12 protein-coding genes and 2 pseudogenes are annotated in these 14461 nt (G+C 66.2%); 5 read left to right on the plus strand and 9 right to left on the minus strand.

Going from position 1 to position 14461, the window contains the following annotated elements; translation table 11 throughout:
* Positions 1-121 precede the first annotated feature (121 nt).
* Positions 122-514: a hypothetical protein gene (locus QZT59_RS02425; RefSeq protein ID WP_290810834.1), complete on the plus strand. Its 393-nt coding sequence runs from the start codon at positions 122-124 to the stop codon at positions 512-514.
* A 3-nt stretch (positions 515-517) separates the two neighbouring features.
* Positions 518-847 (plus strand): hypothetical protein, encoded by a 330-nt coding sequence (locus tag QZT59_RS02430; protein ID WP_290810837.1) that lies wholly within the window; start codon positions 518-520, stop codon positions 845-847.
* Between the two features lie 27 nt (positions 848-874).
* Here the strand turns inward: QZT59_RS02430 and QZT59_RS02435 are convergent, their stop codons facing one another.
* The 3 genes and pseudogenes from QZT59_RS02435 to QZT59_RS02445 form a co-directional block, all read right to left on the minus strand.
* Positions 875-1144 (minus strand): type II toxin-antitoxin system HicB family antitoxin, encoded by a 270-nt coding sequence (locus QZT59_RS02435; RefSeq protein WP_290810840.1) that lies wholly within the window; start codon positions 1142-1144, stop codon positions 875-877.
* A 40-nt stretch (positions 1145-1184) separates the two neighbouring features.
* Positions 1185-1454, minus strand: a pseudogene (locus QZT59_RS02440) (winged helix-turn-helix transcriptional regulator); the annotation flags it as partial.
* A 61-nt stretch (positions 1455-1515) separates the two neighbouring features.
* Complete coding sequence (locus QZT59_RS02445) at positions 1516-1770, minus strand: hypothetical protein (protein ID WP_290810843.1); 255 nt, start codon at positions 1768-1770, stop codon at positions 1516-1518.
* Positions 1771-2303: 533 nt separating this feature from the next.
* Here QZT59_RS02445 and QZT59_RS02450 point away from each other — a divergent pair.
* Both QZT59_RS02450 and QZT59_RS02455 read left to right on the plus strand, forming a co-directional pair.
* Positions 2304-2675, plus strand: a complete 372-nt coding sequence (locus QZT59_RS02450) for an AbrB/MazE/SpoVT family DNA-binding domain-containing protein (RefSeq protein ID WP_290810846.1) — start codon at positions 2304-2306, stop codon at positions 2673-2675.
* On the plus strand, positions 2672-3160 hold the full coding sequence (locus QZT59_RS02455; protein WP_290810848.1) for a type II toxin-antitoxin system VapC family toxin: 489 nt from the start codon (positions 2672-2674) through the stop codon (positions 3158-3160). Before QZT59_RS02450 ends, QZT59_RS02455 begins: the two co-directional genes overlap by 4 nt.
* 28 nt (positions 3161-3188) lie before the next feature.
* Here the strand turns inward: QZT59_RS02455 and QZT59_RS02460 are convergent, their stop codons facing one another.
* The 6 genes from QZT59_RS02460 to QZT59_RS02485 form a co-directional block, all read right to left on the minus strand.
* On the minus strand, positions 3189-4340 hold the full coding sequence (locus QZT59_RS02460) for a hypothetical protein (protein ID WP_290810850.1): 1152 nt from the start codon (positions 4338-4340) through the stop codon (positions 3189-3191).
* Complete coding sequence (locus tag QZT59_RS02465) at positions 4337-6244, minus strand: carboxypeptidase-like regulatory domain-containing protein (protein ID WP_290810854.1); 1908 nt, start codon at positions 6242-6244, stop codon at positions 4337-4339. The genes QZT59_RS02460 and QZT59_RS02465 overlap by 4 nt, the downstream gene beginning before the upstream one ends.
* A 4-nt stretch (positions 6245-6248) precedes the next feature.
* On the minus strand, positions 6249-7766 hold the full coding sequence (locus QZT59_RS02470) for a hypothetical protein (protein WP_290810857.1): 1518 nt from the start codon (positions 7764-7766) through the stop codon (positions 6249-6251).
* Positions 7767-9024: 1258 nt separating this feature from the next.
* The gene (locus QZT59_RS02475) at positions 9025-10539 is read right to left on the minus strand and encodes a hypothetical protein (protein WP_290810859.1); all 1515 of its coding nucleotides are present in this window, start codon (positions 10537-10539) and stop codon (positions 9025-9027) included.
* Between the two features lie 202 nt (positions 10540-10741).
* Positions 10742-13219, minus strand: a complete 2478-nt coding sequence (locus tag QZT59_RS02480) for an MEDS domain-containing protein (protein WP_290810862.1) — start codon at positions 13217-13219, stop codon at positions 10742-10744.
* 282 nt (positions 13220-13501) lie between these two features.
* Positions 13502-13933 (minus strand): ester cyclase, encoded by a 432-nt coding sequence (locus QZT59_RS02485; protein ID WP_290810865.1) that lies wholly within the window; start codon positions 13931-13933, stop codon positions 13502-13504.
* A 240-nt stretch (positions 13934-14173) separates the two neighbouring features.
* On the opposite strand from QZT59_RS02485, the pseudogene QZT59_RS02490 reads away from it, so the two are divergent.
* Positions 14174-14461 (plus strand): annotated as a pseudogene (locus tag QZT59_RS02490) (hypothetical protein); the annotation flags it as partial.

Genomic DNA, 14461 nt, shown 5'->3' on the forward strand with positions numbered 1-14461 from the left:
GAGCCGCCGCGACGATCGACGGTGACGAACGCGCCGTGGTATTCCAGGTGGACGGCCGGCGGGATTAGAAGTACACCGGTACGGCAGTACACTCATTACGCCGGCACGCGAATGAGAACTCATGCCCGTCAGTATCGAGGACTTCGAATCCGGGAGGATCCCGAACGGACCCAGCGTTCCGCGGCAGATCCTCGCACACCTCTCTCAGCACCGCGACAAGGCGTTCACCAGATCGGAAGTCGCGGCGGCGATCGGCGAAACCCCCAACGCCGTCGGCACGGCCCTCTCGCGGTTGAAAGACCGCGACCTCGTTCGTCACAAGGGCGAGTACTGGGCGCTCACGGACGATTACGACCGCGTCGCCGCCGCGTACGACCTCCACGTCGCGTCCGACCGACTCGACGAGGCGGACGGCGGAATCGATCCCGAAGCGTGGGACGACGTCGCTCCCGACGAGCCGCATCCGAGCGAGCAGCCGCATTCGGACGGGCACGATGCGGAGCGCGAGGAGTGATCGATGCAACCGGAACGGGGCGACGTCGTTCGAAGCGAAGATCCGTTCAAAATCGGAACCGACAGTCAGCGACCGTGGCTGATCATCAACAACGGTACGCACCCGTTTAGCGACGAACAGTACCTCGCCGTCGCCATCTCGACGTCGCGGTACCATCGATCACTGCCGCTCGAACCGGACGCGCGGGAGGTCGGCGGGGTCCCGTGCGAGTCGTTCGTCGCTCCGTGGGCGGTTCACTCGCCGCGGATCGAGGATCTGATCGCCTGGCAGGGCCGCGTCTCGGATCGCTTCACCGACCGCGTGGTGGACGAACTCGAAACGTACGTTAGATAATCTTGGGGTCACCGCCGCCGCGACATCCTACACGAGCACGTCCGGCGAGTCCCGATCGCCGGTCGAATTATCCGCCGGATCGATACCGTACTCGCGGAGTTCCTCGTCGGTCGACTCGCGGCCCCGAGAATCTTCGTGAACCGCGACCGCGTCGTCGAGGTTTTCGAGCGCATCCGTCCGAGACCGTCCCTGGGTCGTGACGCCCGCCCCGACGTCCGTGGCGACCCACCGGTCGCCCTCGCGCCACAGTCGGATCTCGGCCTCCCGGGCGGGACCGTCGCTCGACGGACTGGCCACTACGTTCGTCACTTGTCGACAACTCGAATAAGGGTTCGGCCCCGTCGAGCAGCGCCTCGAAGTCCTCGACCGCACCGTACCGGTCGCGGTGGGCGAGCGCCGCGGCGCCGCGCGGGGTGAGCTCGTAGAGTCCGGAGCGCTCGGCCGGACCCACCTTCCTGACGAGGCCGTAGTCGGCCAGGACTGGCAGTCGGCTATTGCAGTTCTTGCGGGTCTTGCCCGTGTGATGGGCCAGATTCGGCGCGACGTTCCGGCCGTGCTCCGCGAGCGCCTGGAGGAGCAGGAAGTCCGTCGGACGTCGGAGTCTCACGGGCGCTCACCTCGCGGTTCGGGTGGGTCTCGGCTGCGGACGTGCACGATCGCTCACCTCGTCAGAGCGACTTGACCTCGTCCGGGGCGAGCGGACAGCCGCAGGGGGCGGCGGTGTGGGCGTCCGGGCCGAGCGTGTAGACGTCCGCGAGGACGGCGTCACAGCGCGGACAGCGCGGGAGGGAGGCGTCGGCGGAGTCGGGGTTCCGGTCGTCCGGTCCGGTTCGACCGTCGGGTTCGTGGGGTGCGGCGTCTGCCTCTGCGTTCGGTGGATCCGCGGTCGGCGGATCGTCCGCGTCCGATCGCGACGGGTGCACGAGGTTTCGGCTGCGTTTACGGCGTCGATCACCACGGACGCGCAGCTCGTCGTCGCGGGTTCGCGGACACTTCGCGGCGATGCGTGCGGGACGTTTATATCGGGTTGGCGTGTAGCGAATCATGGCTTCGAAACCTGTACCGGGGTTTTGGAAGCCACGTCTCGGGTGCTTCAACACCCGGGGCATTTGCATGCCCTCTCCGGTGAAGCTGGAGCGAGTGGCTTCCAACGTGACAGAGGGTCTAGTGGTTAATATAACTATTGAATATCGCGTGAAGGAACATATATTCGGGAGAGATGTGAGATCGTTTTAACAAGGCAATATACTACAAGTTGTTTACCATGCTGTTTTAACCTAGAAAGACATTATCCAGTTGATGAAGCTTGAGGATTGGGCAGGTCGAAAGCACTGATAACTGCGACGACGCCCTCTCACCTCGACTACCTCCCCTGCGTAGTGAACGGTTCGCAAGCAAACGGATGCGTGAGTTGTACCGAGCGCATTTCCCTGGTCGAATAACGTCTCGCAGCCTCGTGCCAGCGGATCACCTGAGGAAGGATGTGGAGCACACCGAGGCTTCGAGCGGCGCAATCGTTTTGTATGTCAACAGAGTAGTGGGACACAGGCGATCGAAAATGGGAAAGACCTCCTCCGAATCGAACCGCGGCGAGGAGCTCACGCTCACGGTGGACGATAGAGGGCGGGTAACGCTCCCGAAAGCGGTCCGGGCCCGGTTGGGCATCGAATCGAACGACGAGATCCCCGCGACCCTCGTCGGATCCGTCCTCGAGATCGACCCCAAACCGAGTTCGAAACTGGAGACGGCGACGGCGGGCCGGGAGGACTGGGAGCACACGACGCCGACCGACGCCGGCGAATCGCTCTTCGGCCCGACGGATCGATGAGCGACGGGTCACTGTCGCTCCCGACGGAGGTGACGGTGCTCACCGACGTGAACGTGCTGGCGATCGCGCTCACCGACGATCATCCCGCGCACGAGGACGTGTACCCGTGGATCCAGAACGCGATCGACGGCCCGAACGTCCTGTTCGTGTTCGATTACTACCCGTTGCGAGCGCAGTACGTGATGACGAGCGATTTCGGCGTCGACGCGGTCGCCGCGCGAAACGCCGTCCAATCGCTCGTTCGGAGCCCCGCCCGAATCGTCGGCGCCACGGAGACGACGATTCTCGAGGCCTACGAGATCAGCGCCGAGAAAGACCACGACGTGTACGATTCGTTCATCCTCGCCCTCGCACGGGCGTACGACGCCGACTATCTGCTCACGACCGACGGCGATTTCGACGACCTGTGCGAGGACGAAGCCGCGAAGTACGTCAACCCCGTCCCGCCCGAGAAACGCGAGAAATTGGCGCGCATCGACGGCTAGTGCGTCGCGAGTCCCGGATCCAACCTGTTCAGATCGGATCCGGCGGGGTCGTCGCGTCCGCAGGCCACCGTCCGCCCCCGCAGGTCCGCTCAGCGGGGAGTTCGCCTCGCTCGTAGAGCCATCCCCACCGGCCCTTCGAGTGGTGGGCCACGTGGTGGGGATCGTACGCGGAGTCGTCGTCCTCGGGTCCCCGCGTGCGGACCGGGCCGTACTGATCGGCCCTGGGAATCCGCCCGAGGTGGTACGGCACGAACTCGTTGACGTCTCCCTGTCGGTTCTCCGTCTCGAACCGCGCCGGGGCGATGCCGAAGGTCGCCGGGAACCCGAACCCCTCCGCGGCGCAGTCCACGTCGCCGTACAGCAGCGATCGACTGATCAGCCGATAGAACAACTCGAGGTTCAGGTCGGTCGGGTCGTCGTGACCGTCGCGGAACCCCCGGTCGACCTCGCGGTGGGCCGTCACCGTGAGGAACTGTTGGGCCTCGAGCGACGCGGCGACGTAGGCGTTCGCCAGGTCCCAGTACTGGTGGAAGGCGTGTTGTCCCGTGTTCGGTCCGCGGCGGCCTCGATCGGCGATACAGACCTCGACGTGCACGAAGCAGCCGGTGGTCCCGCGCTCCAGTTTCGTCGCGTTGCCTCGCTCGTACCACTCGCGAGTGAGCGCCAGGTTCTCGACCCCGAGCCACAAGTGGACCGGATCCTCGCCGACGAGGTTCTCCTCGGCGACGTCCGGATCGTGCAGCACGAAGTACTCGGCGTCCGATCGTCCGGACTGCGTCCCCAGGACCTCCCGCGGTCCGCGCGAGTGCGTTTCCCCACCGCGGCCGTCCCCGAGCGCACGGTCCTGTTTCTCGTACTGCTCCCACATCGCGTCGTGCCACTCCGGAACCGAAATCCACGGCGGGATCGGGAGCCGGTCCACGTTGGTATCGGGCTCGTCCGGGAACCGCCGGGTCCTGGCGCGCGCTCGACGCGTCCAGACGACTCGCGCACCGCGCGTCCAGGGCTCCTCGTTCGCGGTGGCGGCCTCGTACGCGGCGATGTCGTCGTCGGTCACCTGCGGGAGTCGCCACTCGTCGGGGACGGCGGGCATGTCGTCGGGCTCGACGCGCCACCCGCCGTCGGTTACGACCGTTCGATCGGCTCCGACGGGTGCGCGGGGTGGCGCTTCGTCGGTCACCGGTCCACCTCCGACCACTCCAGGTACGGATCCGGATCGGGGACTGCGGGGAGCGGCTCGCAGACGTAGGCGACGAGGGTCGTCCCGTCGAGCACCGTGATCTCCGCCCCGTCCAGGTCCGGTTCGAGCGCGAACTCGAGGTGGTTCGCTCCCGGTTCGAGGTCCACGGCGCCGACGTCGCGGTCGCGGTACCCCGGCCTGGTCGCCCGAACGCCGTAGCGCTGGGCCGGAAGTTCGACCTCGAAGGCCCCGTCTTCGTCGGTCACGGCGCTGGTGACGACCGTCTCGTCGGCGGTGAATGTCACCGTGACCTGGTCGAGCCCGACCCCGTCGGCCCCGAGGACGGTGCCCTCGCAGACGCCCGGTTCCTCGTCGTCGCGTCCACCATCGTCGGTGGCGTCTCGCCCCCGGTCCGCGGGGACTTGCGTCCGATCGCGGTCGTCGTCAGTACGGTGGTCGCGGACTCGCGCCGACCCGCCGGATCGTCCCCTGCTTCTTCGTTCTCTCGTCCGATCCGATCCACGTCGACGGCTCCCGCTGCGCCGGTCGCGAACGGTACGCCCACCCCGGCGCGACCCGGCTCGTCGCTGCTGGTGGTTTCGCGATTCGTCGAGACGTTGCTCGTCCGAGACGGTCCGATAGCGCGCGTCTTCGTCGTCCGACGACTGCTCGTCACCGTCCGACGAGTCTCGAGCGGCGGATCGTTCGGACCGCTCGGCCTCGACCTCCTCGAGGACGGACCCGACGAACTCGATCCCGCGCTCGACGATCCTCTCGCGGTCCACGGACAGGAGCGATCGAAGCGTACCGCCGTCGCCATCGGCGTCCGCGCGGTCGGTCCGGAACGGACCGAGCGTCTCGGGATCGCCCAGGTCGGACGCCGACCGGAGGCGGGTGACGGCCCTCGGCCGGGGGACGACCCGGAGATTGCGAGCGAACACCAACTCGTCCACGTACCCGGGCATGGTCCCCGACGGCGGGTCCTCGCCGTCGGAGAACGGCGCCCGTGACGGGTTCCGCCACCGCCAGAGCTGGCTCGTAAGGGCGTCCCGGGCGAACCACCCGCGGTGGATCCCGACCCGGGCCAGTTCGAGGCTGACCGCTTCGACGTCCGCGATCGCCCACGATCGGTCCAGCGCCCACTCGCTGCCGACCAGCCGGGGGTGGTCCCTCGGGAGTCGCGCCCCGATCTCCTCTAACTCCTCGCGGTCCAGCTGCAGCTGCCACCAGATATCGTCGTTCTCCGCCACGTCCGACGCACGCCGTCGAGGCGCGGTGTAGAAGAACTCGCCGTATTCGGGGGCGAACCGCTGGGCTGCCCTGAACCGCTCTTCGGCTCGGGTCCGAAGCTCAACCGCTTCGTTGGCCGTGAGCTCGTCTATGATCGCGGTCGCCTGGTCGTACTCGTCGGCCTTGCCGGAGTCGGTCCAGGCGCGTTCGGCGAGCGCGGTCGCCCGATCGTCGAGCTGCTCCGGCGGGTCCTCGCGGGCCGCCAACTCCTCGTACGCGTCGTCCAGGTACGTTTCGAAGGCCTCGTACGTGGTTCGACGCCGCTCGCGCGCTTCCTCTAGTCGCTCGGCCGTCGCCGCGTCGATGCCGTCCCCGATCGCCCACTGTGCGTCGAACAGCGGCCGATACTGGTTCCACAGGAGCGCTCCCGATCCGTCCCACGCCGCCTCGAACGTGGGGACCTCGTTGGTCGCCCGGGCGAATCGAGCGGCGGCCCGCAGGGAGTCGCGAGCCTCGTCGCCGTCGGCCGGCGACGTTTCGGCGAACTCGAGGTCCTCGAGCACCAGCGTCGAGGCGGACGTGGCGAACGAGATGTGCGTGTCGGGGACCTCGAGCGATTCGAGGACGCTCGCGAGCACGGCCAACAGTGCGTTTTCCTCGTGATCGGCACTCATGGACTCACCCGATCCACTCCCCGACCTCGTCGCTCGGGTTCGGCACCTTCGGCAGCATGCGACACCGGAACCCGATCAGTTGCATCCCGTCGACCGAGAGCGTCCCGTCCGCATCGAGCTCGAAGCCCTTGCTCTCCTCCTCGCTCGTCTCCTCTTCGTACGAGCCGCCCCCGCTCAGCGGGATCGGTCCGAGGGAGATGTCCACGTCGAGTCCCACACCGCCTTCGCCGACGCGCTCGAAGTCCTCTCGGAGCTCGCTGTCTTCCTTCCGGAGCTCGGCCATCCGGAGCTCGACGTTTCGGAGGAAGAGCCCGTTCGTCGCGTACCCGATCATGGCCCCGTCCGGCGGGCTGGCGCCGTCCGAGAGGTCCGTCGTCAGGTAGTCCAGCTCCGGCATGTTCGGGTCCCACCGCCAGGCGTTGCTGAAGAGCAACTCGGGCGAGAACCACGGTCTCGTGATCTTCACCTGCGTGTACTCGAACGAGAGCTCGAAGTCCTCGGTATCGATCTCCTCGTAGGTTCTCTCGATTTCCTCCTCCTCGTCGTACTCGCCCGCGAGCGCGACGATCGGGCCGATCGAGACGTCGGCGTCGGCCTGGATCTGCTCGCGTTCGAACCCCTCCTCGCTATATTCTTCAACCATTTCGCGAGTGAACTCGACTCGGTTCCAGGCGTCGGACTCCGCGAACCGCGGGGGCGTCACCGACGTCCGGTAGAAGCTGACGCCCGATTGGGTATTCGTCTCCTCGAACTGCCGGAAGTCCTCGATCAGCTCCTGTTTGAGCTGGGTGACGTTTCCGCCCTCGAGCTGGCTGATCCGGGCCATCGCGTCCTCGACTTCGTGTTTCCGACCCTCGCTCACCCACCGATCGTGCGCCATGTTCAGCCGCCGACGGTAGACGTCCTCCATCCGCGACCACCGTCTGACGACCCGCGGATCGTCCGACACCTGGGCGTCGAGCCACTTGTCGAGGTACTCCTCCAGCGCGAGCTCGTAGTCTACCATGTAATTCTCGTACGTTTCGATCGTCTCTCCCGTGACGATCTCGCGGTACTCCTCGATCGCCTCCTGCTGTTCCTCCGTGGGCTCCGTGTCGGGGACCTGCGAGTGGTCGAGGAAGCTCCGATAGATGCTGGCGACGGTCTGACCGTCCGGTTCGAACGTGGTCGAGAGCACCTCGTTCTGTCCCTCCCGGGTCAACATCCCCATCGTCCCGAACCGATCGCCGTGGTACGGGATCGACGCCGGATCCGGGACGAAGTTGGCGACCCTGGCCCACCGCTCGGCCGCGTGGAGCTGTGCCTGCTCCGAGTAGTCGCCTTCGTCGTCCTCGTCGTCCTCCCACATGCCGCGATGGGCGAACTCGAACCCCTCCGGTTCGAAGGGAAGCCCCGGGATACACCAGACGAGAAACCGGTCTTCGGGCGGCCCGCCCGGAATGTCGTCCGGTTGTGCCGTGAACATCCCCTGTAGCTTGGTCAAAAGGGCGGTGCCGAGGTCCTCCGCAACGAAGTCGCTCATCGTCGACCACCCCGTCGCCGGATCGATCCGACCGAGCGCCGAGACACCCCGCGCCCCGACCCCCGGCGTCGCGACGACGTGACGGCGATCGGTCCCGTGCGCCCCGGTGTCGGTCCGGATCCACGTGGCCCCTCACCCGTCGAGTATCCATCTCGACGGAGTCCGTAGCTTGCTCCATACGCATCCCTGTACACCGACTTGCCCTCGCGAGCGAGTCTGTCCGTGTCGAATGATTCACTCATTGGTTGTCACCAGTCGGTCACCGCCCGCCACCTCGACGGGCGCGTCGATCATCAGATCCGAAACATGAGGGGAGGGGCGAGCGCCCGCCGCACTCGTTCGCCGGTCGAGTCCCGATCGAGTTCCTCGCCGTCGACCTCGGCCGTGGCGATGAGATCCTCGAAAATCGAGTCGTCCGCCGCGAGTGCATCGAAGCTGCAACGGACTGCCGGATCGAACCCGGACCGGACGTCCGGAGCTGGTCCACGTCCACGCCGTCGCCAGGAACGTCGGAAGTGAGGCCGAGGTTGCAACGGCCGGCCAGCGCCGACAGCGCTGGGTCGACCGGCCTAGGCCAATCGATCCCACCGATCCACCTGCCAGCCTACAGCACATCCTTCCGGACGCCGTTGGAAGTCGCATATTCTCGCGTTTCACGACGGATCGTTTCGCCCCCCGGAATCGGAGCTACCGACGGTCGGCAGGCAGCGCACGATCGTTCCTTCGAGGGCCGCGACTACTTCGAGACCGGGCCAAACGGTTTCGAGACTTGCTGCTGGGCATGTGAGGTGCCCCGCGATCGTGCCGGGTCCCTCGAGCGTGAGGTGCCCCCCGCGCGTGACAGGCCCCTCGAGCGTTTCGAGGTCGTCTGCGGCATCCTGGTCGGCAGTCACGTGGCTCCCTCCCTGTCTGCGAGGCTACGAGAGAGGAGTTACTGTAGCTAATTAGTGGTGAACTGCCGGGGTATGCCGGTTTGGCAGCCCCTGCAAGATCCTCAGTCCCTGCAACCCTCGTAGAGCCGGCCCGAGATCGACCCGAACCGCGTTCGAAGCTGGAGCCGGCGGCGGTTAGTGCGTACCGTGCTTCCTGGACACGCGCTGGAGGAGTAGTCCGATCCCGGTCTCGCTCCCGTCTTCGCGGCCGTGGCCACGTTCGACGACGCCGAAAGCGCGGTCGTGATCCTCCCGGCGCGTCGTGGCCCCGAACCAGCTCGTCCCGTCGAGCTCACCACCCTTCCAGACTTCGGCACCGATCTGACCTACGCACCCGGCGTGAAATCCGGGTCGACCGTCGGATCGGGCTCGATCGAGAGGACACGCGTGTACAACGTTCCCTCGTCATTTTCCCACGCGTCTCGGTGTCGATCGTAGTACGCCAGCCGGTCCTGGTCGTCGACGCTGGACGGTAATGCCGACAGCAGGTCGGCCGGGCTGAGTCGCCGCACGACGATTCCGGTGTGGTCGTCGTCGAACTGGAGGAGGTCGTTGTTGGGACTGCCGTACTCCGGGTCGTGTTCGTCGAGGCCGTCCGGGTCGTTCACGGCGAAGTTCTCCCACGCGCCCACGTACCGGCCGCCGCGGTACAGGTAGAGCGTATCGCCGGGGTCGAGCGCGAGCGGCTCGTTGGCGATCGCCTCGGCGTCCTCGAGCGCGAGGTCGTCGACCGCGGGTCTGAACGGCGGCGGGGAATCGCGACTGCCGTCCTCGGTCGACGTGCCGACCACCGCGATCTCGAACGGGCCGCGGATCGACTCGTCGCCCGCGTTCTCGAGCGCCAGGTAGTTCGCACTGATGGTGCACTCGAGCTCCGCGTCACCGAACGCGTCGTCGGTCCACTCCGGGGTCGCAGGGAACGTCTCGGCCACGTCGGGCCTCCACCGACCCTCGACGTCCCACCGGACGGTGGCGCTCTCGTACCCGTCCGTCAACTGGGTCACGTCGGCGGTGACGGTCAACTCGCTCACGAGTCCGTCCTCGTGGATAACGGCCTCACCGTCGACGCCCACCGCATCGTCACCGAACGCGATCTCCTCGACGTCGTACCGGATCGCGTTCTCGCTCGCGTCGTCGGTCGCCTCGACCGAACCGGTCGCCGGGTCCACCGCGACGCTCTCGCGAGGGTCCAACGAGAGGTCGGCGTACGGCATCCAGAAAATCTCGGTGAGCCCGTCCTCGAGTTCCTCCTCGTAGGCCACCTCGCGCAGCAGCACGTCCGCCGCTCGTTCGTCCAGCCTCGCCGTCCCGTCGGCTCCGGCGTCGTCTTCGAAGAACGGTTCGTAGTATCGATCGACCCACATGGAGGCGATCTCGACTTCGTCTCCCTCGTCCGGATAGCCCCGCACCATCATCCGTTTGTCGTCGGTTTCCCGCAGCTCCCGGTCGAACCGCACCCACGCCCCATCTCGCATCTCGGTAACGACCCGCGAGGCGGCGTTCACGCCCCCGTCGTGGCGAGTCGTCTCCGTGGTGAACCGCTGCCGGATGTCGACGCGCGAGTCGCCATCGGCGAACAGGTCGAATTCGGTGTGCGAGCGGAGTTCCTCGCCGTCGTCGTCCACCTGTGCGATTTCGACCGCGTTCGCGTAGTGGAGGGGTTCGGTCGGCGGCGTCGTGAACGGCTCCGTTCCGAGAAACACCGACTCCAGGTCCGCCCGCTCGATACCGTCCGGGAGGTTCGCGGAATCGACCCGGCCGTCGGAGTCCTGCCGGCTACACCCTGCCAAAAAGACGATTCCGGAAAGGGCGATGAGCACCTCCCGGCGTCCCGAATCCATAGTTCGAACGAACGAGTAACCGAGGGTAAAAGTTAGGAGTCGATAGCTACCATCCTCCTGACCGGTCGCGGATCGCTCAGCAACGTCTTCCGCTGTACTTGCGCCCCGTCTCTCGCACGTCGCGCTCGACCTCTGCACCAGCTGGTGGGCTGGGTGTGCAAGATAGAGCGGATGAATTTAGCAGGAGTGGCTCGATTGTTTCTCAGCCCCGGGTCGTTTGCTCGTGATCAGCCGCAGGCAGCGTGAACGAGACGGTCGTGCCCTCACCGGGCTCGGAGTCGAGCCAGATCTCGCCGTCGTGGCGGGCGATGATCTGCTCGCAGAGCGCGAGCCCGATCCCGGTCCCGCTCCCGTCTTCGCGGCCGTGTCCGCGTTCGAAGACGCCGAACACGCGGTCGTGGTCCTCGTCCCGGATGCCGATCCCGTCGTCCGCGACCGAGACGGTCCACTCCCGCCCGCTGCGCTCGGCCGTGACCCGAACGGTCGGCGGGCCCTCGCCGCTGTACGTGATCGCGTTCTCGAGGAGGTTCTGGAGGACTTGCCGAAGTTGGTTGCCGTCGCCGTGAACGCGGGGCAGCGAGTCCGCCGTGATCGTCGCCTCGGCTTCCGCGAGGGTGACCTGGAGGTCGGTGCGGACGTCGTCGAAAACGCCGTCGAGGTCGACGGGTTCGAGCGGATCGGCGTCGGTTTGCACCCGCGAGTACTCGAGCAGGCCGTCGATCATCTCGCGCATGCGGTCGGCGCCGTCGACCGCGAAGTCGATGAACTCTCGGGTGTCGTCGTCCAGCTCGTCGTAATTGCGCTGCTCGACGAGCTGGAGGTAGCTCGACACCATGCGAAGCGGCTCTTGCAGGTCGTGGCTGGCCGCGTACGCGAACTGCTGGAGCCGCTCGTTGGACTCTTCGAGCGCGCGTTCGCGGTGTTCGCGCTCGAGCTCGTAGCTCACCCACTGTCCCATGAGTTCGACGAAGGTGCACTCGGTGTCGGAGAACTCGCGGTCGCGGGGCGTCGTGCTCCCGAACCAGAGCGTCCCGTAGGTCTCGCCACCGTTCACGACCTGGGTGCCGATGTAACAGGCGATGCCGCGGTCCTGGTAGGTGGGATCGCGTTCCCAGTCGGTGCCGCGCACGTCCGCCACGGCGACCGGTCCATCGCCGTCGAGCACCTCCCGACAGTACCGGCCGTTGCCGGGATTCCCCCACAGCACGCCGTCGGGATCGTTCGGGGTGGTTATCCCGTCGGAATCGAGGAGATAGTCGTTGCGGAACTGATCGGTCCAGTCGGGGACGTGGGTGAGCCCGGCCAGTTCGAGGTCCATCCGGTCGCGCCCGAGGTCGAGCAACCGGACGAGCTTCTCCTCGAAGTCGAGCTCGGGGTCGGCGGTGATCTCGTAGCTCCGGCGCAGGAATCCCTCGCGGTGCTTGCGTTCGAGCGTGTACTTGACCCACTGGCCGAGGAGGCGCTGGATGGCGTGCTCGTTCCCCGTGAACTCCCGGTCCCGCGGCGTGTCGCCGACGAAGAAGAACGTGCGGTTGGCGCCGCCTTCGATCTCGAGGTAGGTGCCGAGATACGCGCGGATCCCGAGCTGGTCGTGGGCGTAGATGTCGTCGTAACCCTCCGCGGCGGGATCGACGACGCTGCCCGTGCCGTTGTCCGTCGCGGCGGTGCAGAATGTTTCGGACAGGGGGAGTTCGACCCCGGGTTCGAAGTACTCGTGATCGTCGCTGACGTATTCGATCTCCAGGCGGTCGGTATCGGGGTCGACGCTGGCCATCGCGCCGAGGTCGAGGTCGAAGTGCGCGCACCCGAGGTCACACACCGCGTCGAGTTTTTCCTCGAACGACCGGGTCGGGTCGGACGTGATCTCGTAGTAGCCGCGGAGATAGCGTTCGCGGTCGCGAAGCCGGGTTTGCGTTGTCGTCCGGTCGACGAGCGTGCGGAGTTTCCGGTCGACGTCGGTTTCGATCGGGCTCTTCTCGAAGTACTCCTCGGGCGGCTGGTAGTAGACGTTCCGGCAGACGGTGCCGTCGTAGATGAGACACGGGTGATTTTTGAGGACCTCGTCGATCACCGAGTCGGGGATTTCGCCGCGTTTGTACTGGCAGAGCGTCAGGCACTCCTCGGCGTCGAGCAAGTCGTTGACGTGGGTTTCACACGACATGAAGTCGTCCTGTGCGGACTCGTGGCGGTCGAGCCACGTCTCTTCGGCGGTCACGCGGAAGCCGTCCCACTCGGCGAGGGCCTCTTTCATCGCCGATCGCAGCAGGGAGGTTCCCGCTTCGACGGTGAACGGTTCGTCCGCGAGATACGTGTCGCCGACGGTCGTGAGGACGAGTTGGCCGGTTTCGAGCGCGGCGTCGACGTCGAGGTCGGGGTACCGGGCTCGCAACGCGTCGAGGACGTCCGCTGGCGAATTATCGTCGACCATGTACATGCACTGGTCGCCGCGTTGCAACCCGTGGGCGATGAACGGGATCACGGTCTCGAACTGATCGGCCCGTGATTCGTAGATGAGTGCCGCGTGTGTGAACGGGGTGCCGGTATCGTCCGCGGCGCCGGATGCTGTCGACGGGGGCAGGGACGCCGTCTCGATCTCGGTCGCAGTCTCGGTCTCCGGACGGAAGGGGTTCGTTCGATGACGGTGCTCGATCGATCGGGGCGAATTGGTGTGGTAGGACATCAGACTGAGGGCTCCGTGGTGGTTGATCTGGCAAGATAAAGACGAGGTTCCGCCTTAACGATTTTGTCGTGCGGGCTTGTCGCTCTGGCTGGTTGGTCGGTCGGCGGATTCGAGGAACCGACGTCCGCGACGATCCCGTGGGAGGGCGTGGACGGCGATCGTTCGAGCGACGCCCGCGATCGATTCCGACGGCGTGGTGGTGCGGTCGGAGCGGGCAGTCAATGCAGAGAGGGAGCGGTCAGTCGATGGAGAGAGTGGTCAGTCGATGGAGAGAGAGAGCGGTTAGTCGGTCGGCGACTCCATCACGCCGAGCTGCTGGAAGAAGTCGAGATTGTCCCAGTAGTTGATGTCCTCGACGGCTTTCCCGTCCTCGAACCGGTTGATGGTCATCCCGTGGGTCTCGACGGTGTTCCCCGTCGCGTCGATCCCTTCGATCTCGCCCTCGTGCGTGGCGGTCCAGGAAAAGTGGGTGATGACCGCGTCGCCGTCGACGAACATGTCGTGCACCTCGAAGGTCGTGTCGGGAAACGCCGTCTTGTACGTCCGGATGTAGTCTCTGTAGCCCTCGATCCCGTGGATCTCGTTCCGACCGGGGACGCGCAGGACGACGTCCTCGGCCAGGACTTCGTCGAGCGCGTCGAGGTCGTCGTTTTCGATGTGCTCCCAGATGCGGTGAGTCGCCTCTCTGTTGGTACCCTCGAGTTCTGATGCCATTGTTTCACCCCGTCGGCCGGCGCCCGAGATCGCGTGCGTTGCGATCAGCCGAGCGCACTGCGTACTCACGACGCCAAATTACTTAGTACACGCGGGTGGAATTTTGTGTCGGATTGGGGGTATCTTCACCGGTGGATCCAGTTGTGCCACTGCGACATTTTACGCAGTGATGGGCGACCGCCGAGAGGCGCGGAAAGGTGCGATCCTCGACTCGGTCGATCGGCATGGACGCACTGGCCGGTGGCGGAAGTAACCGGCCGGTCGGAGGTGTTCCAGCTCGCGCTGTGGTTCGCGGTCGTCGCGCTCGTCACGGCCATCTGGGGGGCGAACACGCTGACGAACGACGACGAGATGCCGCACCCGCCCCGGACCAGGCGGGAGATCGCCGATGAAAGAGCGGCCTGCGCTGACGACGAGTCGGCGTTCACCCTCCGCGCTCCGATGAAACCGAACGAGTCCGTCGTGGTGGAACGAGCCCGCACTGGTGGAACGAGTCCGCACTGGTGGAACGAGTCCGCACTGGTGGAA

This window comes from Halovivax sp. (genome assembly GCA_007119345.1).
Classification (GTDB): domain Archaea; phylum Halobacteriota; class Halobacteria; order Halobacteriales; family Natrialbaceae; genus Halovivax.